The 20,711-nt window shown below is 66.9% G+C and carries 21 protein-coding genes; 3 read left to right on the top strand and 18 right to left on the bottom strand.

Annotated features, from left to right (window positions below):
* Positions 1–11: 11 nt before the first annotated feature.
* The 6 genes from SLQ30_RS01120 to SLQ30_RS01145 form a co-directional block, all read right to left on the bottom strand.
* Positions 12–1,025 (bottom strand): uridine diphosphate-N-acetylglucosamine-binding protein YvcK, encoded by a 1,014-nt coding sequence (locus tag SLQ30_RS01120; protein ID WP_319445001.1) that lies wholly within the window; start codon positions 1,023–1,025, stop codon positions 12–14.
* Complete coding sequence (rapZ, locus tag SLQ30_RS01125; RefSeq protein WP_319445566.1) at positions 1,022–1,900, bottom strand: RNase adapter RapZ; 879 nt, start codon at positions 1,898–1,900, stop codon at positions 1,022–1,024. Before rapZ ends, SLQ30_RS01120 begins: the two co-directional genes overlap by 4 nt.
* Positions 1,901–2,007: 107 nt before the next feature.
* Positions 2,008–4,014, bottom strand: coding sequence for an excinuclease ABC subunit UvrC (gene uvrC / locus SLQ30_RS01130; RefSeq protein ID WP_319445002.1), 2,007 nt, complete (start codon positions 4,012–4,014; stop codon positions 2,008–2,010).
* Positions 4,015–4,023: 9 nt separating this feature from the next.
* Positions 4,024–5,349 carry a UDP-N-acetylmuramoyl-L-alanine--D-glutamate ligase gene (murD, locus tag SLQ30_RS01135; RefSeq protein ID WP_319445003.1) on the bottom strand — a complete coding sequence of 442 codons (1,326 nt, stop codon included), beginning with the start codon at positions 5,347–5,349 and terminating at the stop codon, positions 4,024–4,026.
* 4 nt (positions 5,350–5,353) lie between these two features.
* Positions 5,354–6,703, bottom strand: a complete 1,350-nt coding sequence (locus SLQ30_RS01140) for a hypothetical protein (protein WP_319445004.1) — start codon at positions 6,701–6,703, stop codon at positions 5,354–5,356.
* Positions 6,700–7,500: a hypothetical protein gene (locus SLQ30_RS01145; RefSeq protein ID WP_319445005.1), complete on the bottom strand. Its 801-nt coding sequence runs from the start codon at positions 7,498–7,500 to the stop codon at positions 6,700–6,702. The genes SLQ30_RS01140 and SLQ30_RS01145 overlap by 4 nt, the downstream gene beginning before the upstream one ends.
* Positions 7,501–7,559: 59 nt before the next feature.
* Here SLQ30_RS01145 and SLQ30_RS01150 point away from each other — a divergent pair, with 59 nt between their 5' ends.
* Complete coding sequence (locus SLQ30_RS01150; protein ID WP_319445006.1) at positions 7,560–8,039, top strand: GNAT family N-acetyltransferase; 480 nt, start codon at positions 7,560–7,562, stop codon at positions 8,037–8,039.
* Here SLQ30_RS01150 and SLQ30_RS01155 read toward each other — a convergent pair.
* The 5 genes from SLQ30_RS01155 to SLQ30_RS01175 all read right to left on the bottom strand — a co-directional run bounded on the left by SLQ30_RS01155 (position 8,014) and on the right by SLQ30_RS01175 (position 11,500).
* Complete coding sequence (locus SLQ30_RS01155; RefSeq protein ID WP_319445007.1) at positions 8,014–8,487, bottom strand: PH domain-containing protein; 474 nt, start codon at positions 8,485–8,487, stop codon at positions 8,014–8,016. The genes SLQ30_RS01150 and SLQ30_RS01155 overlap by 26 nt on opposite strands.
* A complete protein-coding gene (ribH, locus tag SLQ30_RS01160; protein ID WP_319445008.1) occupies positions 8,484–8,960 on the bottom strand; it encodes a 6,7-dimethyl-8-ribityllumazine synthase in 477 nt (158 codons plus the stop codon). Before ribH ends, SLQ30_RS01155 begins: the two co-directional genes overlap by 4 nt.
* Before the next feature lie 22 nt (positions 8,961–8,982).
* On the bottom strand, positions 8,983–10,311 hold the full coding sequence (locus tag SLQ30_RS01165) for a bifunctional 3,4-dihydroxy-2-butanone-4-phosphate synthase/GTP cyclohydrolase II (RefSeq protein ID WP_319445009.1): 1,329 nt from the start codon (positions 10,309–10,311) through the stop codon (positions 8,983–8,985).
* Between the two features lie 140 nt (positions 10,312–10,451).
* Complete coding sequence (locus SLQ30_RS01170) at positions 10,452–10,853, bottom strand: hypothetical protein (protein ID WP_319445010.1); 402 nt, start codon at positions 10,851–10,853, stop codon at positions 10,452–10,454.
* A gap of 50 nt (positions 10,854–10,903) precedes the next feature.
* A complete protein-coding gene (locus tag SLQ30_RS01175; protein WP_319445011.1) occupies positions 10,904–11,500 on the bottom strand; it encodes a riboflavin synthase in 597 nt (198 codons plus the stop codon).
* Between the two features lie 169 nt (positions 11,501–11,669).
* Here SLQ30_RS01175 and SLQ30_RS01180 point away from each other — a divergent pair, with 169 nt between their 5' ends.
* A complete protein-coding gene (locus SLQ30_RS01180) occupies positions 11,670–12,380 on the top strand; it encodes an LppX_LprAFG lipoprotein (protein WP_319445012.1) in 711 nt (236 codons plus the stop codon).
* Entirely contained in the window at positions 12,380–13,936 is a 1,557-nt protein-coding gene (locus SLQ30_RS01185; RefSeq protein WP_319445013.1) for an MFS transporter, read from the top strand. The genes SLQ30_RS01180 and SLQ30_RS01185 overlap by 1 nt, the downstream gene beginning before the upstream one ends.
* A 6-nt stretch (positions 13,937–13,942) precedes the next feature.
* On the opposite strand, the gene SLQ30_RS01190 is transcribed toward SLQ30_RS01185, so the two are convergent.
* The 7 genes from SLQ30_RS01190 to SLQ30_RS01220 all read right to left on the bottom strand — a co-directional run bounded on the left by SLQ30_RS01190 (position 13,943) and on the right by SLQ30_RS01220 (position 20,703).
* Entirely contained in the window at positions 13,943–14,098 is a 156-nt protein-coding gene (locus SLQ30_RS01190) for a hypothetical protein (protein ID WP_319445014.1), read from the bottom strand.
* Between the two features lie 214 nt (positions 14,099–14,312).
* Positions 14,313–15,314: a bifunctional diaminohydroxyphosphoribosylaminopyrimidine deaminase/5-amino-6-(5-phosphoribosylamino)uracil reductase RibD gene (gene ribD / locus SLQ30_RS01195; RefSeq protein ID WP_319445567.1), complete on the bottom strand. Its 1,002-nt coding sequence runs from the start codon at positions 15,312–15,314 to the stop codon at positions 14,313–14,315.
* A gap of 11 nt (positions 15,315–15,325) precedes the next feature.
* Complete coding sequence (rpe, locus tag SLQ30_RS01200; protein ID WP_319445015.1) at positions 15,326–16,000, bottom strand: ribulose-phosphate 3-epimerase; 675 nt, start codon at positions 15,998–16,000, stop codon at positions 15,326–15,328.
* Between the two features lie 29 nt (positions 16,001–16,029).
* Complete coding sequence (locus SLQ30_RS01205) at positions 16,030–17,424, bottom strand: RsmB/NOP family class I SAM-dependent RNA methyltransferase (RefSeq protein WP_319445016.1); 1,395 nt, start codon at positions 17,422–17,424, stop codon at positions 16,030–16,032.
* The gene (gene fmt / locus SLQ30_RS01210; RefSeq protein WP_319445017.1) at positions 17,421–18,347 is read right to left on the bottom strand and encodes a methionyl-tRNA formyltransferase; all 927 of its coding nucleotides are present in this window, start codon (positions 18,345–18,347) and stop codon (positions 17,421–17,423) included. The genes SLQ30_RS01205 and fmt overlap by 4 nt, the downstream gene beginning before the upstream one ends.
* 2 nt (positions 18,348–18,349) lie before the next feature.
* The gene (locus SLQ30_RS01215) at positions 18,350–18,898 is read right to left on the bottom strand and encodes a LemA family protein (protein WP_319445018.1); all 549 of its coding nucleotides are present in this window, start codon (positions 18,896–18,898) and stop codon (positions 18,350–18,352) included.
* The gene (locus SLQ30_RS01220; RefSeq protein WP_319445019.1) at positions 18,892–20,703 is read right to left on the bottom strand and encodes a DUF2207 domain-containing protein; all 1,812 of its coding nucleotides are present in this window, start codon (positions 20,701–20,703) and stop codon (positions 18,892–18,894) included. Before SLQ30_RS01220 ends, SLQ30_RS01215 begins: the two co-directional genes overlap by 7 nt.
* Positions 20,704–20,711: the final 8 nt, after the last annotated feature.

Genomic DNA, 20,711 nt, shown 5'->3' on the forward strand with positions numbered 1-20,711 from the left:
CCACGAAATCGTCACCTCTCCTCGACTGACCGAGCGGCAGGCGTGGGCGCCGTCGGCTCCTGAAGTGTGCTCGCGGGCGCGCTGCCGCGCAGCCTTACGCGCTCCAGAGCCGCGGCCAACCTGGCCGGGTCATGTAAAGGTGTACCAGGTCTGGACACGTCAGCAAACTCAACGTGGGCATCCAAGATGGCGGCGGTGTGCCTGAGTTGATCGCGTTCGCGTTCGCCCGGTACGCGGGCCGCGTCGACGACGATGTCGTGGACGATGAATCCCGGCGCATGTTGTGCCAGCACGTGGATGTGACGCTCGGCCGAGAAGCCTGCGGTCTCCCCCGGCTCGGCCACCAGATTCAAGACCAACGCCCGTCTGGCCCGGGTGGCCTGAAGTGCGGCCACCATTTCGGGCACCAGCACGTGCGGAATCACGCTGGTAAACCAGGATCCCGGACCGAGCACCACCAAGTCAGCAGCCATGATCGCGTCGACCGCCTGTCGTGTCGCGGGCGGATTGCCGGGCGACAGCCGGACCCGACGAACCTTGCCGACGGTGGTGGCGACGGCCACTTGACCACGGATCACCCTGCTCATCCTCGGGTCGGACTCCAGCCCCGCCACGTCGGCCTCGATCTGCAAAGCGATCGGACACATCGGCAATACCCGGCCCTTGACGCCCAGCATTCGGCCCAGTTCGTCGAGTGCCGCGACCGGATCTGCGAGCACCTCGTTGAGCCCGGCCAGCAGCAGATTCCCGATGGGGTGGCCCGCGAGGGCACCGCTGCCGCCGAACCGGTGTTGGATGATGGTGGCCCACAACTGACCGTGCGGACTGTCAGATGCCAACGCCGCCAATGCCATTCGTAGGTCACCGGGTGGCACGACGTCCAACTCGCTGCGCAGCCGACCCGAGGACCCGCCGTCGTCGGCCACCGTCACCACGGCTGTGACGTAGGGCGTGAGCCGCCGCGCCGCCGACAACGTTGCGTAGAGCCCGTGTCCTCCGCCGAGCGCGACGATCCGCGAGCTCATTCGCGGCCCATGTCCCGGTGCAGGACCCGCACCGTCAACTGGTCGCCACCGGACAGCCGCGTTGCGAGCGCCTCGGCGATCGCTACGCTGCGGTGCTTACCGCCGGTGCATCCGATGGCGACGGTCATGTAGCGCTTTCCCTCCCTGCGGTAGCCGTCGATGACGACGTCCAGCAGCCGATGGTAGGTGTCGACGAACTCCGTCGCCCCCGGTTGGCTCAGGACGTAGTCCCGGACCGCCGGATGTTGTCCCGTGTGTGGTCGCAACTCATCTACCCAGTGCGGGTTGGGCAAAAACCGGACATCCATCACGGTATCCGCGTCCATGGGCAACCCGTACTTGTACCCGAACGACTCGACGGTGACGCTGGTGTGGGCAACGGTCTCCCCGCCGAACGCATTCTCGATGGCGGTTCGAAGCCCGTGGACCGACAACTTCGAGGTGTCGATGACGAGGTCGGCGACGGCGCGCACCGGAGCCAGCATGGCGCGCTCGGCCGTAATCCCTTCGGCGAGTGTCTGATTGCCCTGAAGCGGATGGCTGCGCCGGTTCTGTTCGTACCGCCGCACCAGGATGTCATCAGATGCCTCGAGGAACAGCACCCTTGGGGTGATCTGGCGGGTGGCCAGCTCCGTCCGTACCCCGTCGAGATCACCCGTGAAGCCGCGTGAGCGGACGTCCATGACGACCGCCAACTGCGTGATCCGGGATCCGGCCGCCAGCCCTAGCTCAACCATGCGCGCGATCAACTCCGGCGGAAGGTTGTCGGCGACGTACCAACCGAGATCCTCCAGCACCTTCGCGGCCGTGCCGCGGCCTGCTCCGGAGAGCCCCGTCACCAGGAGCACCTCGATGCCGGCCGCGCCGTCATCCATGCCGTGGTCCCGGAGGTGCTCAGGGTCCTGAAGGTGCTCAGCCATGCGCGATCCGCCTTCGCGGCTCGCCGATTCCTCGCTGCTCGCTGATTGCTTGGCGCCCCCCGTCATACAGATGCCGTCTTCTGATCATCGCCGATGAGCTCTGCGGCCGTGCCGGATTCGGCGGCTCCACCGAGCGCCTCGAGAACTGCCTTCGCCGTCGCGACGCCGATGCCCGGTACGGCGACGAGCTCCTCGACGCTGGCAACCTTGAGCCTGGCCACCGAGCCGAAGTGCGTGACGAGGGCCTTCCTCCGCTGCTCACCCAACCCGGGTACCTCGTCAAGGACGGACGCCGTCATGCGTTTGGACCGCTTGCTGCGGTGGTAGCTGATCGCGAAGCGGTGCGCCTCGTCGCGCACGCGCTGCAACATGTACAGCCCTTCGCTGTTGCGGGGCATGATCACCGGGTCCGCCTCCGAAGGCACCCACACCTCTTCCAACCGCTTGGCCAGGCCGATGACGGCGACATCGGTCACCCCGAGTTCGTCGAGCACCGCAGCGGCGGCATTCACCTGGGGTGCGCCGCCGTCGACGACGAAGAGGTTTGGCGGATAAGCGAATCGCGGACGAGCGCTTGCGCGAGGACCTTGTGCCAGTGCCTTGTCCTTATCCACTAGCGGCCGGTCGGCATCGGCGACATGACGTTGGAAACGCCGCCTCGTGACCTCGGCGATGGATGCGACGTCGTCCGAGCGTCCGTCGCCTGCCGCCTCACGGATGGCGTAGTGCCGGTAGTCCGACTTGCGCGGCAGCCCGTCTTCGAACACCACCAAGGACGCCACCACGTCGGTGCCCTGCACGTGGCTGATATCGATGCATTCGATGCGCAGCGGCGCGTCGGCCAGCCCAAGGAACTCCTGAATGCTCTGTAGTGCTTCGGATCTCGCGTTGAAGTCGCCCGCACGCTTGAGCTTGTGCTGCGCGAGTGCATCTTTCGCGTTGCGGTGCACGGTCTCGGCCAGCGCGCGCTTGTCGCCGCGCTGCGGCACCCGCAGGGACACATGCGAGCCGCGCAGCTGCGACAACCACGCCGCGACTTCGTCTGCATTGTCCGGAAGACAGGGCACCAGGACCTGACGCGGCACCGGGTTGGTGGCCTCATCGGAGGCATCGCCCAACTCGGCCTGATCGCCGTAGAACTGCGTGAGGAACTGCTCGACCAACTGCACCTGTTCCGATTCCCCAGGCTCCCCTGACTTTTCGACGATCCAGCCGCGTTGGCCGCGCACCCGACCACCGCGCACGTGGAACACCTGAACAGCCGCCTCGAGGTCGTCGTCGGCGAAGGCCACCACGTCCGCGTCGGTGCCGTCGCCGAACACGACCGTCTGCTTCTCGAGGGCCCGCTTCAGTGCGCCGATGTCGTCGCGCAGCCTCGCGGCCCGCTCGAAGTCGAGATCCTCGGCAGCGGCGGTCATCTGCCGTTCCATGTCCCGGACCAGCTTGTCGGTCTTGCCCGCCAGGAAGTCGCAGAAGTCCAGCACGATCCTGCGGTGCTCTTCGGCGCTGACCCGACCCACACACGGCGCCGAACACTTGTCGATGTAACCCAACAGACACGGCCGATCGATCTGGTTGTGCCGCTTGAAAACCCCGGCCGAACACGTGCGGGCCGGAAACACCCGGGTGAGCAGGTCGAGCGTCTCGCGGATGGCCCACGCGTGTGAGTACGGGCCGAAGTACCGGACCCCCTTGCGCCGCGGCCCTCGGTACACGAACAGCCGGGGGTACTCGTCGTTGAGCGTCACGGCCAGCACCGGATACGACTTGTCGTCGCGATAGCGAATGTTGAACCGCGGATCGAACTCCTTGATCCAGTTGTATTCCAGCTGGAGCGCCTCGACCTCGGTGCTGACCACCGTCCACTCGACGCTGCCCGCCGTCATCACCATCTGGCGGGTTCGGGGAAGCAGCCCCGACAGATCGGCGAAGTAGGAGTTCAGCCGACTTCGAAGACTCTTGGCCTTACCCACGTAGATGACGCGGCCGCGCGGATCACGAAACCGGTAGACACCGGGCTCGGTCGGGATGGATCCGGGCGCCGGTCGGTACGTCGCTGGATCGGGCACGCTTCCAGGTTAGTGCGGACCGCCGACGGGACCCGACAGACCGTCGATGAGCTCGCAGAAGGCGGCGGCCTTGGCCACGTAGTTGGCGAACAGGTCGTAGCTCGCCGCGCCGGGCGACAGCAGCACGACGTCGACGTCGGGCAACGACGCGGCCGTTTGCACGGCGGCCTCGAGGCTGTCGACAACGTGAACCCGCTCCGGGTGCGTGGCGGCATACCCGCGACCGATGTTGGCGCCGTTGGTGGGCGCCTGGATAAGCGAAACCCGGCGCGCGCCGCTGCACAGGTAGGCGTCGACCTGGTCGTAGTTCAGCTGGCGGTCCATGCCACCGACGATCAGGGCGACGTGCTCGTCGGGGTCCATGGCCGTCAGCGCGGCGACGACGCTCTCCCCCGTCGTCGCCAACGTGTCGTCGATCCATCGGGTACGCCCGGTGGTCCGCACGGTCTGCAGTCGGTGGGGCAGGCCTTGGAACGTGCTCTTGGCGGCCTCGGCCTCCTCCCGGGTCACGGGCCTGCCTAGCACCAGGCCCGCGGCGGCGATGGCCAGCGCCCCGTTCCCGACGTTGTGTGCGTAGCCCATCACCGTGTCCCCGGCCGGCCAGCGGATGACGTTGGGATCGACGAGCAGCAGCGACGGGAACGACGTGACTCCGACCCGCTCGAAGCTGGCGAGCGTTTCTGGCGTGGTCACCAGGGTCTGGGCACCGTTGCGAAAGACGTTGGCCTTCGCCTGGTAGTAGGACGCGGTGTCACCGTGCCAATCCAGGTGATCCTCATAGAGATTGGTTACGATCGCCAACGCGGGTGACACCGAGAGCAGGGCCGCCTGTTGGCTGGACAGTTCGGCCACCACGATGGCCTCGTCGTCGGCGGCCAGATCCGACAGTGGGGTTCCGATGTTCCCCGCGACGACGGCATCGACGTCGAGCGAATTCAGCAGGTGTCCGAGGAACGACGCGGTGGTGCTCTTGCCCTTGGTGCCGGTGACGCCGATGGTGCGCGCGGCGTGCTGGGACACGAACCAGTCTGCCGCGCTGGAAACGCGGACGCCCGATTCCCTCAGTTCTGCGAATAGCGGTTGGGCCCAAGGCACTCCGGGACTCACGAACACGATGTCGCAATGGCGAAGCCGGTCCAGGTGCTCGGCCCCGCGGTAGACGGTCAACCGGTCGACATCTTCCGGCGGGTCGATCGGACGTAATCCCGCGTCGTCGACGGCGTCAACGCGCGCGGCCCCCGAGGCTGCTGCGATTCTGGCCATCGAAAGACCTTCGCGCCCGAAGCCCCACACTCCAACGACCAGGCCCGCGAGGCTGGGCAACGGCTCGGCCATCACGTCATCCGGGCAGTTCGGCGAAAGCCAAGGTGGCCGCGTAGTTGGCAGGCACGTAGTTCACCGCGGGCCCGGACTCGTCGTTCCCGGCGGCGACGGTCGCCAATTCGGCTCGGCGCGAGCGGAATTCCTCGACGAGGGGCAAGCCGGCCCACTGTTCGTCGTCGAGCACCGCGAGCAACGACTCCGCGGCCTCGTAGTACTCGCCAACGCACTCGAACGGCTTGTGTACACCCAGTCCGACGATGTCTTCGAAGCCGACGCGGTTGTCGGTGGCCTCGAAGAGTTCGCGGCCGAAGATCGCTTCGACCTCGGCCCGCCCCAGCCGCGGCGCCATCAACGCGAACACGAACAGACACTTCGGGCAGTGCCCGCACCAGGTGGCTCCGCGCCGTCCGGCGTCGATCGCGAACGGACGATTGCAGCTGATGAACACCCGGAAGTACTGGGCGCATGTGCGAAATCGGTCGGCGATCTCGGACTCTGACAACCCGCGCAACAGCGAGAAGTACCGGTCCGGGTTGAAACCCAACTGCGCGAGCGTGTCCCGCAACAGCGTCTCGTAGAGGATGCTCTTGGACCACTGGTGATTCACGTCGCGGCCCAGCCAGTTGACGTTGCCGATGTTTGACGATCGTTCGTTCGACAACACCACGGGCCCAAGATCATTCGCATCGGCGACGATCAACCCGATCACACTATTGATGGCCGTCACCGGGACGTGGCCGTTGTGCGCCCCCTGGTCGTTGACTTCGATGAGGCGCCGATCGATGGCCCGCTTGACCCGGATACTGTCGAGTCCGCTCACCTCGATGCACCGATCGATGGGGTCGAACTTGTTGACGCTGAACAACATCGGCCGCATCCCATGACGCTTGAGCGCCTCGATGGTCACCACCGAGTCCTTGCCACCGCCGACGGGTACCAGCGGGTCCGCGTCCGCGTCCCAGTCATCGGAAGACACAGGCCCGCGCTCGCCGACCGGGCCAGACACGGTCGGGGTCAAGGCCTCGGGCAACGAGTTGCGGTAGGCAAACTCGCCGAGCCCGCCTGCGATGAGTTCGCGGAGGTAATGCTGCTCGAATTCGCCAGTGGGAAAGGCGATGTCGATGCGCGGCGGAGCGGCGGCCTTGTAGTAGCTCGGTGAGCAGGTCAGCGCGAGCAGTCCGAGCAGCCTGTCGTCGGGCCTGCGCTCGCCGAGGGCGGTTCCGAAGTCGACCAGCTCGGTGAAGGCGACGTCGTCTGCCGAGTCGACGCCGCGCAGGGTGTAGTGAGCCGTGAACTTGCCGCCGGCGTAGTCGTAGCCGTCGATGGTCATGGCGGCGAACGCCTTCGGGTCGAAGGTCGTGCTCATCGGATCCTCGCGAAGGAAGGTGCGGCCACCTCGACGGGGTACGAGCGAGCTCCAATGGCGGCGACGGGATGTACCTCATAGCCCGGCGAGATCCACCACACGCGCTCGACGTCGACGGGATGACGCTCCACCCGTCGGATCGGCCCGACCGCCCCGCAGTCCTGGAGTTGCGCCAGAACCGAGGTCGGTTCGACGTTGTCGACTCCGCTGACGTCGGCGCCGCGCTCGAAGATCAACGCTCCCAGGAAGGGAACGCCGCCTGCAACGCCGTCGGCATGGCCGCGGTCCTCCAGCCAGCGTCGAAGGCTGTCCTCTTCGGCCCTGCTCGTCGTGCGGGCAGCCATGCGCCGCCACCGCGGGTCAGTCGACCGGGTCAGCGGAAACGTGACGTCGCACTCGTCGATCCGGACGGCTTCGGACCGGAGGAAATGCACCTCGGAGCCGGTGATCACGAACTGCGCGGAACCCTCGACCTCCGCGACCGTGACGCACAACGAGAAGATCGTCGGGCCGGCTTCGCTGCGAACCGCGTCGACGAACCCCGCGATCGCGTCCGCGAACACCTCGCGGGCGGGCATCGCGAAACCGAAGCACTCGGCGGGTTCGGCCAGGTACGCCCAGATCGCGTCGACGTCGGGCGGGCGGCCATTCACCACGGGGACGCTGACGGTGGGGCTGGTTCCGGGGTGGGCCATGACCTGCGTGGCGGCAAATACCGGGTGACCGATTTCACCAATGCCGAGCATTGAGCTGGATACGACGTCCAGAGCGGTCGTCGACGTGCGAAAATCGGTCACTATCAGCACATTCTATCGTATTGGACCGATGGAGCCGTTCGCCGCCGAATGACTGCCCAATGAACACCTCCAGGGTCTCCCGACTGACCGAGTCGGATTGGCGCGCCTTCGCCGAGCTGCGCCTGCAGGCGCTCCACGACTCCCTTGGCCCGCACGATCCCCAGTTCCACCAGGAGTCGTCCTTCACCGCTGCGCAGTGGCGAAAGCGGTTGCGCGTCCACGCCCAGTTCGCCGCGCTCGTCGACGACCGCCCGGTCGGGCTGATCGGGGCCCAGCGCCAGCATGCCGACTCCGTCTACCTGTACTCGCTGTGGCTCGAGCCGAGCGCGAGGGGCCACGGACTCGGCCAGCTTCTGGTATCGGTTGCGGTGGACTGGGCGCGCGCACAGCGGGTCCGAACCGTCACGCTGCGAGTAAACGCCACGAACACTGCCGCGCGCAGCGTGTACGAGGCGCTGGGATTCAGCCTCGCGCCCCCCGTTGGCGACGAAGACAGCGGCCCGACAGCCGAACTCACGATGTCGCTGAGTGTGGGCTGACATCGGGGCGATAGTGCGATACGAGTGCGCGCACACGGTCCATCGCCTCGACGGCCCGCTCCTTGTCAACGGACTGAATCGCCATCAGCGGCAGGTATTCGTCATCGGGCAGGTCGACTCGGGCCCATCGTGCACCGACGGGAAACGAAACACCCACCACTTCCGACCATGGAATCAAGCGGTACGCCAGCAGGTTTCGCACTGCGACGCCCGCGGCACCAACCCGCAGCCGCGGCCGGGCGAACAGCAGCACCAGGCCGCCGATGACGATGCCCAGCACGCCCATGGCGATTTGGTCCGAGGTCTGAAAGATCACACCGCTGGAACCGACCTTCAGCAATGCGCCGACGGCGATGTGCGCTGCCGCGATCACAAACGCGGCGCCGTAGGCGAAGTACGGCGTCAGGTGCGGCTTGACCTCGAGGTCCCAACCCTCGGGCAATGTCACGTACGCAACTCCTGCAGCAGCAGCGCGGTGGACAGCGCGGCGGAGGCCGCCTGGGCACCCTTGTCTTCAGCCGAACCCGGAAGTCCGGCGCGATCGAGCGCCTGTTCCTCGGTGTTGGTCGTCAGCACTCCGTTGGCGACGGGGGTGGACTCGTCCAGCGACACCCGGGTCAGGCCCTGGGTGACGGCGTCGCACACGTAGTCGAAGTGCGGCGTCTGCCCGCGAATCACCACGCCGAGCGCGACGACCGCGTCGTGCGTGCGGGCCAACTCCTGTGCCACCACCGGGATTTCGATTGCGCCAAGCACGCGCACGATTGTCGGATCGGCCACCCCGTCACCCTTCGCGGCGCGAAGTGCACCGTCGAGCAGGGCGTCACAGATGGTGGTATGCCAGGTGCTCGCGACGATCGCCAGCTTGAGCCTGGAGGCGTTGAGCACCGGCATCTCCGGAACGCCTGCGCCTCCGCTCACTTCCGGACTCCGTCCGGGTTACTCACGGCGCATCACCCGCGTCGTCTGCCGTCGGCGACAAGCGGTGGCCGAGCAGGTAGACCGCCTCGTCGTACCCGTCCATCCGAACGGATTCGTCGTAGTCCTCGAGTCCGCTCAGATCGTGTCCCATGCGGTCGCGTTTGGTCATCAGGTACCTGATGTTGTCGGCGTTGGCACGCACCGGTAACGGCACCCGCTCGATGATGTGGAGGCCGTAGCCGTCCAGCCCAACGCGTTTCGCCGGATTGTTGGTCAGCAGGCGCATGGACCGGATGCCGAGGTCGACGAGGATCTGAGCACCGATGCCGTAGTCACGCGCATCGGCGGGCAGCCCCAGCTTGAGATTCGCATCGACGGTGTCGTCGCCGGCGTCCTGCAGCTGATAGGCCTGGAGCTTGTGCAGGAGTCCGATCCCGCGGCCCTCGTGACCACGCATGTAAAGCACGACGCCACGATCCTCCTTGGCCACCATCGCCATCGCTGCGTCCAACTGGGGCCCGCAGTCGCAGCGCCGTGAGCCGAACACGTCACCGGTCAAACACTCCGAGTGGACGCGCACCAGCACGTCGTGGCCGTCGCCCTCCGGCCCGGCGATGTCGCCACGAACCAGCGCAACGTGCTCGACGTCGTCGTAGATGCTGGTGTAGCCAACCGCGCGGAACTCGCCGTAGCGGGTCGGGATACGGGCCTCGGCGATGCGCTCGATGTGCTTCTCGTGTTTGCGGCGCCACTCGATGAGGTCGGCGATGGAGATCAGTGCCAGGCCGTGTTCATCGGCGAAGACCCGAAGCTCGTCGGTCTGCGCCATCGCGCCTTCGTCCTTCTGGCTGACGATCTCGCAGATCGCGCCGGCAGGCTGCAATCCCGCCAGCCGGGCCAGGTCCACGGCGGCCTCGGTGTGTCCGGGCCTGCGCAGTACGCCACCGTCCTTGGCCCGCAGCGGGACGACGTGGCCGGGCTTGGTGAAGTCGTGGGCGACGGCCGAAGGATCCGCGAGCAGACGCATGGTCGTGGCACGGTCGGACGCGGAGATGCCCGTTCCCACGCCCTCCCTCGCATCGACCGTGACGGTGTAGGCCGTGCCGTGCTTGTCCTGGTTGACGGCGTACATCGGCAACAGACCGAGCCGGTCGCAGACGTCGCCGTCCAACGGCACGCACAGGTATCCGGAGGTATAGCGGACCATGAAGGCGACGAGCTCGGGCGTGGCCTTCTCTGCGGCGAAGATCAGGTCGCCTTCGTTCTCGCGGTCCTCGTCGTCGACGACGACGACGGCCTTGCCCGCCGCAATATCGGCTAGCGCCCGCTCGACCGAATCAAGCCTCGTCATCACTTCACCCACTCGCCGGTCCCAGACGGGGACCCTTCAACCGACCGACTTCAGTATGAACCACTCAGGGGTATGGGTTATTGCCCCCGTCGACCAGTGGGTTGGTCGGTGAACCGAGGCGTGTCTTCCGTCACACGGCGTTACAGCCCGGGCAGGCAATTGATGAGCGGGATGCACGGCGGCTGGGGAGCACGCGGCGGTCCCGGGGGTTGGCCCGCGATGATGATCGGCTTGGTCAATGGTGCGTTGGGATCGAAGTAGAAGGTGTGGCAGACGTTCATGTCCCACTTGGGGATCGGGCTCATGCCCGAACCCGGGCACCAGAGCTGCGCGCAGACGTCATTGGCGTCGCATCCGCTCGGAGGTCCCTCGGGTGGTGCGCACCGAGGCTCTTGGTAGTTCGCGGGCGAGCATTCGGGTTGCGCCTGGCTGGTAGGCAAGGCGAGCAACATTCCGGCTACGCCCAACCCTCCGGCGCCCAACCCGCCGGACACGAACGCGGCCGCGACCAACGCCGCGGCCGAGGGTTTCGCGGATGTCATCGTGGAAGGGTGCGGCGCGGTCCTTGGCGAATTCTTGGGACCGCGGACGGTCAACCGTCGTGCTTAAGCAGCCGTTCAACGTATTTGGCGATGACGTCCGCCTCGAGATTTACCGGCGCCCCGATGGCGGCCCGACCGAGCGTCGTCAGCCGCAGCGTGGTGGGAATCAGCGAGACCTCGAACCAGTCGTCGCCCAGCCCCGACACGGTCAGGGAGATCCCGTCGACCGTGATCGACCCCTTCTCCACGACGTACCGCGAGATTGCGTTGGGCAGCGCGATCCGGACTACTTCCCAGTGCTCGGACGGCGTGCGCGCGACGACGTGCCCGGTGCCGTCGACATGGCCTTGAACGATGTGACCGCCGAGCCGGCTGTTGACCGCGGCGGCCCGTTCCAAGTTCACCTGGCTACCCACGTCGATGGCGCCCAGACTCGATCTGTTCAGGGTTTCGGCCATCACGTCAGCGGTGAAGGCGCCGTCGGGCAGCACGTCGACGACGGTCAGACAGACACCGTTCACGGCGATCGAATCGCCATGCCCCGCATCGGCTGTGACGAGCGGGCCTCGGATGACGAACCGGGCCGCGTCGGTGAGGTCCTCCTTGCCGACGACCTCGCCCAGTTCCTCGACGATTCCGGTGAACATCCAACAAGCCTAGAGGTGCGCGCGCCGGAAAACATCGCGGCGTCGAGCACCGCGCCGTCGCCCTCATCTGCGGCTACGAGCCGAAACTCCAGGTCAGACGCCACGAGTCCCCTTCCATCGCGTGCCCGGGCCACGCGTCCACCCCACTGCACCCTCTACGATGAAACTCATGCAGACGCGCCCCAGGCTTGCCATGCTCATTTCACTGTTCACCGCTTTGGTGACGGCTCTCGTCCTGACCTCGGGATGCTCGTCGGACAAGTCGTCCAACGACCCGCTACCCGACGCAGCAACGCTGCTGAAGGACTCGAATGTCACTACCAAGGCGCAACAGAGCGTGCACCTGGTCATTACCGTCACCGGTGAGATCAAGGCACTGCCGATCACGCAGTTGACCGGAGACCTGACCAACACCCCTGCGGTGGCCGCGTCGGGCAAGGCCGACATCACGGCGCTCGGCACCAAGCTGGAAGGCGTCGGATTCGTCGTCGCAGACGGCACGTTGTACGCCGCCCTCACGCCGGGCAGCTGGACGGACTTCGGTCCCGCCGCCGACATCTACGACGTCTCCGCGATCCTCAACCCGGACAAGGGCCTGGCCAACGTGTTGGCCAACTTCTCCGATCCCAAGGCGGTCGGCCGCGAGTCGGTCAATGGCGTCGACACCGTGAAGGTCACCGGCACCGTCTCGGCGGACGCCGTCAATGGCATCGCCCCGCAACTCGCAGTCACCGGCCCCGTGCCAGGCACCGCGTGGATCAGTCCGGACGGCGACCACAAGCTGATCCAGGCGAAACTTGAACCCACCTCGGGCACCGCCATCCAACTGGCGACGTCGGACTGGGGCAAGCCGGTGACGGTCACCAAGCCCGCAGTCTGATGGCTCACACGACGGACACCCCGGCCGGCGCGGGTCGCCGGATCGCGATCACCGCCGGCGGCTTGGCCGTACTGCTCGGTGCGCTCGACACCTACGTCGTCGTCACGATCATCCGCGACGTGATGACGGACGTCGGCATCCCGATCAACCAGATTCAGCGGGTCGCGCCGATCATCACCGGTTACCTGGTCGGCTACATCGCCGCCATGCCGCTGCTGGGTCGGGCGTCGGACCGATTCGGTCGCAAGCTGCTGATCCAGGTCAGCTTGGCGGGCTTCGCAGCGGGTTCGGTGGTCACCGCACTCTCGTCCGACCTGACCATCCTCGTCATCGGCCGCATCATTCAGGGCACCGCCAGCGGCGCACTGCTACCCGTCACGCTGGCGTTGGCCGCCGATCTGTGGGCGCAACGCGACCGCGCCACCATCCTCGGCGGCATCGGTGCAGCCCAGGAACTCGGCAGCGTGCTGGGCCCGCTCTACGGCATCGCGATCGTCTGGGCGCTCAGCAGCTGGCGTTACGTGTTCTGGGTCAACATTCCGTTGGCCCTCATCGCGATGGTGATGATCCACTTCAGCGTTCCGGGCCGGCGGAAGAGCACGGAGCCACCCGAGAAGGTCGACGTCATCGGCGGCCTGCTGCTGGCGGTCGTCCTCGTCCTCGTCGTGTTCGGGCTGTACAACCCGGCGCCCGACGGCAAGCAGGTGCTGCCCAACGGCGGCGGGCTGATGCTGATCGGGGCCGCCGTGGTCACCGTGGCGTTCTTTGCGTGGGAGCGCTGGTCGCGCACCAAGCTGATCGACCCGGACGGCGTGCACTTCAGACCCTTCCTGTGTGCGCTCGGCGCCTCGTTCGCCGCGGGCGCGGCCCTGATGGTCACGCTGGTCAACGTCGAACTGTTCGGCCAGGGCGTACTTGGTCTGAGTCAGAACGAGGCCGCATTCCTGTTGATGCGATTCCTCGTCGCGCTGCCCGTTGGTGCGCTGATCGGCGGCTTCCTGGCGACGCGTATCGGCGACCGGATCGTGGCCTGCGTCGGGTTGTTGATCGCCGCCTTCGCCTACTACCTGGTGTCGCACTGGCCGGTGGATCTACTGGCCGCGCGCCACGACTTCGGGCTGTTCACGGTCCCGGCGATGGACTTCGACCTGGCGTTGGCCGGTTTCGGGCTGGGCCTGGTGATCGGACCGCTGACGTCGGCGTCGCTACGGGTGGTGCCCGCGGCCCAGCACGGTATCGCGTCGTCTGCGGTGGTCGTGGCACGCATGACCGGCATGCTGGTCGGTGTCGCGTCACTGTCGGCGTGGGGGCTGTACCGGTTCAATCAGATCCTGCAGCACCTACCGAAGAAGGGCGGCGGCACGTCGCTGGTCGAACGCATCACCGCTGAGGCCGCGAACTACAAGCTGGCCTTCTCGATGCAGTACGGCGAGATGTTCGCCATCACCGCGATTGTCTGCGTGGTAGGAGCCGTGCTCGGCCTGTTCATCGCGGGTCGAAAGGAACGCGCTGACGACCCCGATCAGGAGATCGAGACCGTCAGCGCGTCAAGCTAATTCGGCTCAACAGCGTTCGACGCCGGGGCCCATCGATGTGAACTCAACGCGTTCACCGGGATTCTGAGTGCTCAACACCGCGCGTAGCGGGCGGAACACGAATTCCCGGATGGCGCTCTGATCGACTGGGCGAAAGCTGAGCCAGTCCTGCAATGCAGTCACGCTCTTCGTCCTTTTCGATTGGCAGCCGGGTCGGGTGACCCGGTTGTCTTCTTCGATTTTACCGGGACCGCCGGTCCGGATTCAGCGCCAAGCGGGCTCTACGGGTCTCAAAGCGGTAACGAGTCATCAAACGTTGACCGATCCGCCGTGACGGCAGTCACATTGAGTGGCAAAGGAATTCCGCGTCTCACCGATTTGGACGCAGCGCCGTCGGTTAGCCGGGGATCAGGCTGAGCCGAACGTCCGGCCCAACCCTGTCGATGCCGTCGAATCGCCACCGCTGCGCGTGCGCAATGTTCAGTACACCCACGTCGTCTACCGCGGTGATCGGACCGCCCAAGAGCATCGGGGCCACGTAGGCCACGATCCGGTCGACCACCCCGGCCCGCAGAAACGCACCCGCCAGCGTCGGGCCACCCTCGATGAGCACGTCGACGCGATCGGACATCGCTTGCACCACCTCGAGTGGGTCACGGGTGCGGATCACCATGGTTCGCGAGTCGTCGTTGAGAACCCTTGCCTCCGAAGATATTTCACGCTCCCCGACGACTACCCGCAAGGGCTGCCGATCGGCCAGCCGGCCATCCGGCAGGCGCGCCGTGAGCGCGGGGTCGTCCATGAAGACGGTGCCGGTACCGACGATGATGGCGTCGGCCACGGCGCGCCGTCGGTGCACGTCGGCCCGGGCCGCCTCGCTGGTAATCCATTGGCTGCTGCCATCGGCCGCCGCGCTGCGACCGTCGACACTCGTCGCGAACTTCCAGGTGAAGTGTGGCTTGCTGGTGCGCTGCTTGTGCAACCACTCGCGCAGCGCTCCGCCCGCGACCTCGTCGGCGAGCACTCCGACGGCGACGCCGACCCCGGAATCGGCCAACCGCGCCGCACCCGCGGCGGCGACGGGGTTGGGATCCTTCACTGCATACACGACCGACGAAACCCCGGCCGCGAGAAGGGCATCCACGCAGGGCGGGGTGCGACCGTGGTGATTGCACGGTTCCAATGTGACGACCGCGGTACCGCCCCTGGCCCGCTCCCCCGCTCGCCGCAGCGCAATCACCTCAGCGTGGGGGCCGCCTGCCGGTTGGGTCCCGCCCACGCCTGCGACGTCGCCGTCGCGGTCGAGGATGACCGCACCGACTGGTGGGTTGGGATAGGTCGTGCCCTTGACCTGATCGCCCTGCCCAATGGCCAGCCGCATCGCGGCTTCGGTGTTCATCTTGACGGTCACTACGTCAAGTGCTTGGACGCCGCAGCGGCCTGGCGGCGCAGCGACTCCACGGCGACGGCCGGATCGGCTGCGCTGTAGACGGCGGATCCGGCGACGAAGCAGTCCACGCCGGCCTCGGCGGCAGCTTCGATGGTGTCGGCGTTGATGCCGCCGTCGATCTCGACGACGATGGTGAGTTCGCCCGCGTCGACCAAACGCCGGACCAACGTGACCTTGGACAACACCTCGGGGATGAACTTCTGTCCGCCGAAGCCGGGCTCGACGGACATCACCAGCAGAGTGTCGAAGTACGGGAGCAACTCGAGATACGGCTCGATCGGGGTGCCGGGCTTGACGCTGAGGCCTGCCCTCGCTCCGGCGGCCCGGATGTCACGGGCCACGGCGATCGGGTCGTCGGAGGCCTCGGCGTGAAAGGTGACGTTGTAGGCGCCCGCCTCGGCATAGGGCGGCGCCCACCGGTGTGGGTCGTCGATCATCAGATGACAGTCCATCGGGATGTCGGTCACGTTCAGCAGGCTCTCCACCACCGGAAGACCCAGGGTGAGGTTCGGCACGAAGTGGTTGTCCATCACGTCGACGTGCAGCCAGTCGGCTCCACGCACGGCGGCGGTCTCCTCGGCCAGCCTCGCGAAATCGGCGGCCAGAATCGACGGGGCAATCAGCGGTGCTGCCATGGCGGCCAGCGTAACGGTTGACCAGAGCTCTACTGCACCTGCAGCGCGGCGGCGAACATGGCGTCCGTACCGTGCCGGTGCGGCCACAGCTGGACGTGTGGTCCGGCGCCGACGTCGTCGACGCCCTCGAACAAGGCCCGGGTGTCGATCGCGCGCACCGGATGACGGCGCACGGCGTCGGCGATCACGCCGACCGTTTCGGCAAGGTGCGGCGAACACGTCGCATACAGCACTACCCCGCCGGGGCGCGTGAGCCCGATGGCCGACGCCAGCAGTTCCTTCTGCAACTTCGTCAACCCGGGCACGTCTCCGGGCTGACGACGCCACCGGGCCTCGGGTCGACGGCGGAGCGCACCGAGCCCAGTGCACGGCGCATCGACGAGCACCCGGTCGAACGAGCCCGGCGCCAGCCCGGAATCACGACCGTCGACCCGGAGTACCTCCACGTCGTATCCGCTGACGTTGTGCTCGACCAGTTCCGCGCGGTGCGCAGCGGGTTCAACCGCCGTCACCCGCGCACCCGGCATCGTGCCGATGGCGGCCAACAACGCCGTCTTGCCGCCGGGTCCGGCGCACAGATCCAACCAGCGACCGTCGGGTCCGTCGATGGGTGCCAACGTCAACGCACGCGCGACCAGTTGACTGCCCTCGTCCTGCACCTGCGCCAGGCCATCCCGCAGCGGCACAAGCCGGCCCGGATCGCCGCCGGAAAGGTAGACGGCGTATGGCGAGTAGCGGCCGATCTCACCATCGACCGCGGTCGCGAGCTCGTCGGCGGTGATGGCACCGGGCCGTGCGGCCAGGTGCACCAACGGCCGTTCGTTGTCGCTGGCCAACAGGGCACCCAGCTGTCCAGCCTCAGCGCCGAGGGCGTCGGAGAACGCCTGTGCGATCCAGCGGGGATGCGCGTTCACGAACGCGATGTGGCCGACGGGGTCGGTGTCGGCGGACGGCGCGAGCTCGGCCACCCAGGACTGCTCGTCGCGCGCCGAAATGTTGCGCAGCACACCGTTGACGAAACCGGCACGTGCCGAATCGAATTCGACGGCTGCCTGCTCGACGGTGGTGTCGACGGCGGCATGCGCGTCGACGCGGGTGCGCAGCAACTGATAGGCGCCGAGCCTGAGCAGCTCGAGCAATACCGCGTCGATCTGGTCCACCGGGCGGTTCGCGGCACGGGCGATGACGGCGTCGAGCAGACCGAGCACACGGCATGTCCCGTAAGTCAATTCGGTGGCGAAGGCGGCATCGCGTCCGGTGATGGCACGCTCGCGCAGCAGTGCGGGCAGCGCGAGGTTGGCGTAGGCGTCGCGCTCGGACACTGCGCGCAGGACGTCGAACGCAGCCTGACGGGCGGGGTCGAGCGGCGTTCGGCGTTGCGGGCGGCGCGGGTTGTGCTGTGACCGGTTCTGGGGCCTGCTCATTGGGCCCGCACACTCTCGTCGAGTCGGGCACCACGCGCCCAGTCGGTGGCCTTCATTAACTTCTTGCCCGGCGGCTGGAGCTCGCCAAGCACGACGGGGCGCGAACCCGTGCCGACGTGAACACCCTCACGATCGACATGAATTACGCCGGGCGCCAAAGGTTCCCGATCGCTGACCGTGACGGGGCCGAGCTTCACTCGCAGATCTCCTATCAATGTCCACGCCCCAGGGTTCGGAGTCACCGCACGAATTCGGCGATCCACCACATGGCCTGGTAACTCCCAGCGCACTCGGGCCTCGTCGACAGTGATCTTGGGAGCCACCGTCACCCCATCGGCTGGCTGCGGCACCGGGGCCAGCGACCCGTCAGCGATGCCGTCCAACGTCGCCTCGAGCAAGGCCGCCCCCGAGACCGAAAGCCGATCCAAGAGATCCCCTGCGGTGTCCATGGGCCGGACGGCTTCGGTCACGACGCCGAACACCGGGCCGGAGTCCAGGCTCGGCTCGATCCGGAACGTCGTCGCCCCGGTCACCGCGTCACCCGCCGCGATCGCGGCTTGCACCGGGGCGGCGCCTCGCCACGCGGGCAACAATGAGAAATGCAGGTTGATCCATCCGTGTGGAGGTACGGCCAGTAGTCCATCACGGAGCATGGCGCCGTAGGCGACCACTGCACAGCAGTCGGGCGCCAGTTCGGCGAGTTCGGCGACGAACTCCGCGCTGTTGGGGCGATCGGGCCGCAGCACCGGGATGTCGCGTTCGAGTGCGAATGCCGCCACCGGCGACGGGGTCGGCTTGGCGCGACGACCCGACGACGCATCGGGCCGCGTCAGCACCGCGATCACGTCGTGGCCAGGCGAGTCGATCAGCCGCTGCAGGGACGGCAGGGCTGGCTCCGGGGTACCTGCGAAGAGAATCCGCACGGCTACCGGGGCTGCCCGGCTGGGATCTGGTAATACTCGCGCTCGGACACCCCGGCGAGCGGCGCGACGAACATCCAGGGAATGGTGGCGATCAGCCGGTTGAGGGTCGCGACGGCATCGTTGTAGTACTGACGGGCGAACGCGAGCTTGTTCTCCGTGTCGGCGAGATTGTCCTGCAGGTTCAGGAAGTTGTTGGACGAGTTCAACTGTGGGTAGCTCTGACCAAGGGCCAGCACCTGCCCGACGGCTGTATCCAGGTCCTGCTCGGCGGCACTGCGCTGGGCCACCGACTTGCCGCCAGTGGCCGAGGTCAGTGCGGCGCGCGCGTTCGTGACGTGGTCGAGGATGCCGCGCTCGTGTGCGGCGAAGGTCCCAACGGTCTGGACAAGGCTCGGAATCAGCGACGCCCTTCGAGTCAACTCGACGTCAATGCCGGACAACGCCTCGGCAACGCGCACGTCCGCGGTGCGGATCTTGTTGTAGCCCACCACGAAACCTATGAGCACCAGCACCGCGATCACCAGTATGACGATCAGTATGAGTCTCACCACGAGCCCCCACCTCCTCCTCCGCCGCCGCCACCGCCACCACCGCCGCTGAAGCCGCCTCCTCCGCTGCTGGAGGAGGACGACGACTGCGACGCGGTGTATGCACCGATCGACGACGAGAGCGCCGATTCGAAGCTGTCGAAGTTGGGGCCGCTGGAACCGCCCGAAAAACCCCAGCCCGAACTCGATGACGACGAATAGTACCAACCAGGTTGCGGTGCAACCGTTCCCGTCGTCTCCTGATACTTCTTGGCCCACAACGCCGCACTACCCGCCGCCACGGCGAACGGGATGTAGGCCGTGTAGAGGTCCTTGCGTGCCGAGAAGTCGAACCGCGTCTCCGCCGAATCAGTGGCCAGCAGACGATGGAAACCTCCGGCCTGCGACCACAATTGGCGACCGGCTTCGGTGCGCCGAGTGCCCACCCCGGCGGACCAGGCTCGCCTCGAGCAGACGAAGAACGCCGCGAACGGCAGCCCCCACATCGTGTAGGGGAAGCCCCAGCGGAAGAACCCGCAGACGGCCAGGACCACGGCAACGGCGCTGGCGAACCGCACCCAGAGCTCCTTCTTGCGCTTGACCATCACGCCGCTGTCCAGTGCCCACTTCGAGACCGCCGCCCGCATGTCGACCTTGGCCTTGTTGAGCTTTTCGCCCGCCTTGACCGACTTCTTGGCCGCGAACTCCGCGCCGGGCCCGATCACCTTCAGCGCCGATGCAACGGCGACGCTGACCGGGTCGACGTCGGCCCAGGCGGCCTTGCGTGCCACCCCCGTGACGTTCCACTGGTCGTCGCTGACCTGTTTGAGCTCGACCAGCTTGCGCTCGCCGAGGTAGAACAAGGTGGCCGTCAGCCCATCCTTCGGGACCGCCTCGGTCCGGATGTACTCGGTCTGCACCGGACCCAGTCCCGGCGGTGGGGCGTACTGCACGGGGAAGCCTGGCGGCGACTCAACCGTGGTGCGATACAAGAAATACGCGCCGACGCCGGCGATTGCCGAAAGCCCCAGGACGATCGCCACACCGGTCACCGACCGGCCGAGGATGCGGTCCCACTCGAAGGGCCAAGGCACGCTCGCGCGCGGTGGGGTCGGCACGTCGACGCCGGCCCGCAACGTCACCGGTGTGCGGGGCGGCAGGCCTGCGGCCGTGAACTCCACGGTGCGGCCCGACACCGTCAAGTCCGTGCAGGTGCTCCCGACCCCGCGTCCGACGGAACACTGTGCGCCGGTGACGTCGGCAGGCAACGTCGCCTTGATGTGTGCGTGCTGGATGGTGTTGTTCCACGACGATGCGATGACGTCCCAGAAGAACGCCGACGTCGAGTTGGGGTCTCCGACGCTGTGCGCGAACCCGAGGTGCTCGCCGGTGCTGCCGGGATCGAGCACACCCGGAATGGTGTAGCGGAGCTCGTAGACGTGAGTGCCGTACGACAAGGTGCTGTCGGGGTCGCCGATCTTGGCGACGCGGAACCGGTCACCGTCTTCCCACAGCAGCTGATACGGGGCCGGCTCTCCGTCCAAGAGGATCGAGGTGAGCTCGGGCGGCTGTCGCACGCTCGAGCTGTTCTTGTTCGCCACATCCCAATACCGGAAGATGCCGTGCCGCCCGGAGGGGAATTCGCCGGTGATGGTCTCGAGCGCGCTGAGTGTGCCGTCGGCGGCGACGGTGAAGTCGCCTTGGTAATCGCTGATCACCACGGGATCACTCGCCGGTGAGGACGTGGACGTCGCGCTGAAGAGAAGTGGCCAGAAGAGGCCAAAGGCAAAGAGACCCAACAGGATTAACCAACCAATAATCCTGCGCACGCTAGCCT

Source organism: Mycobacterium sp. RTGN4, from assembly GCF_033804635.1.
Taxonomy (GTDB): Bacteria; Actinomycetota; Actinomycetes; order Mycobacteriales; family Mycobacteriaceae; genus Mycobacterium.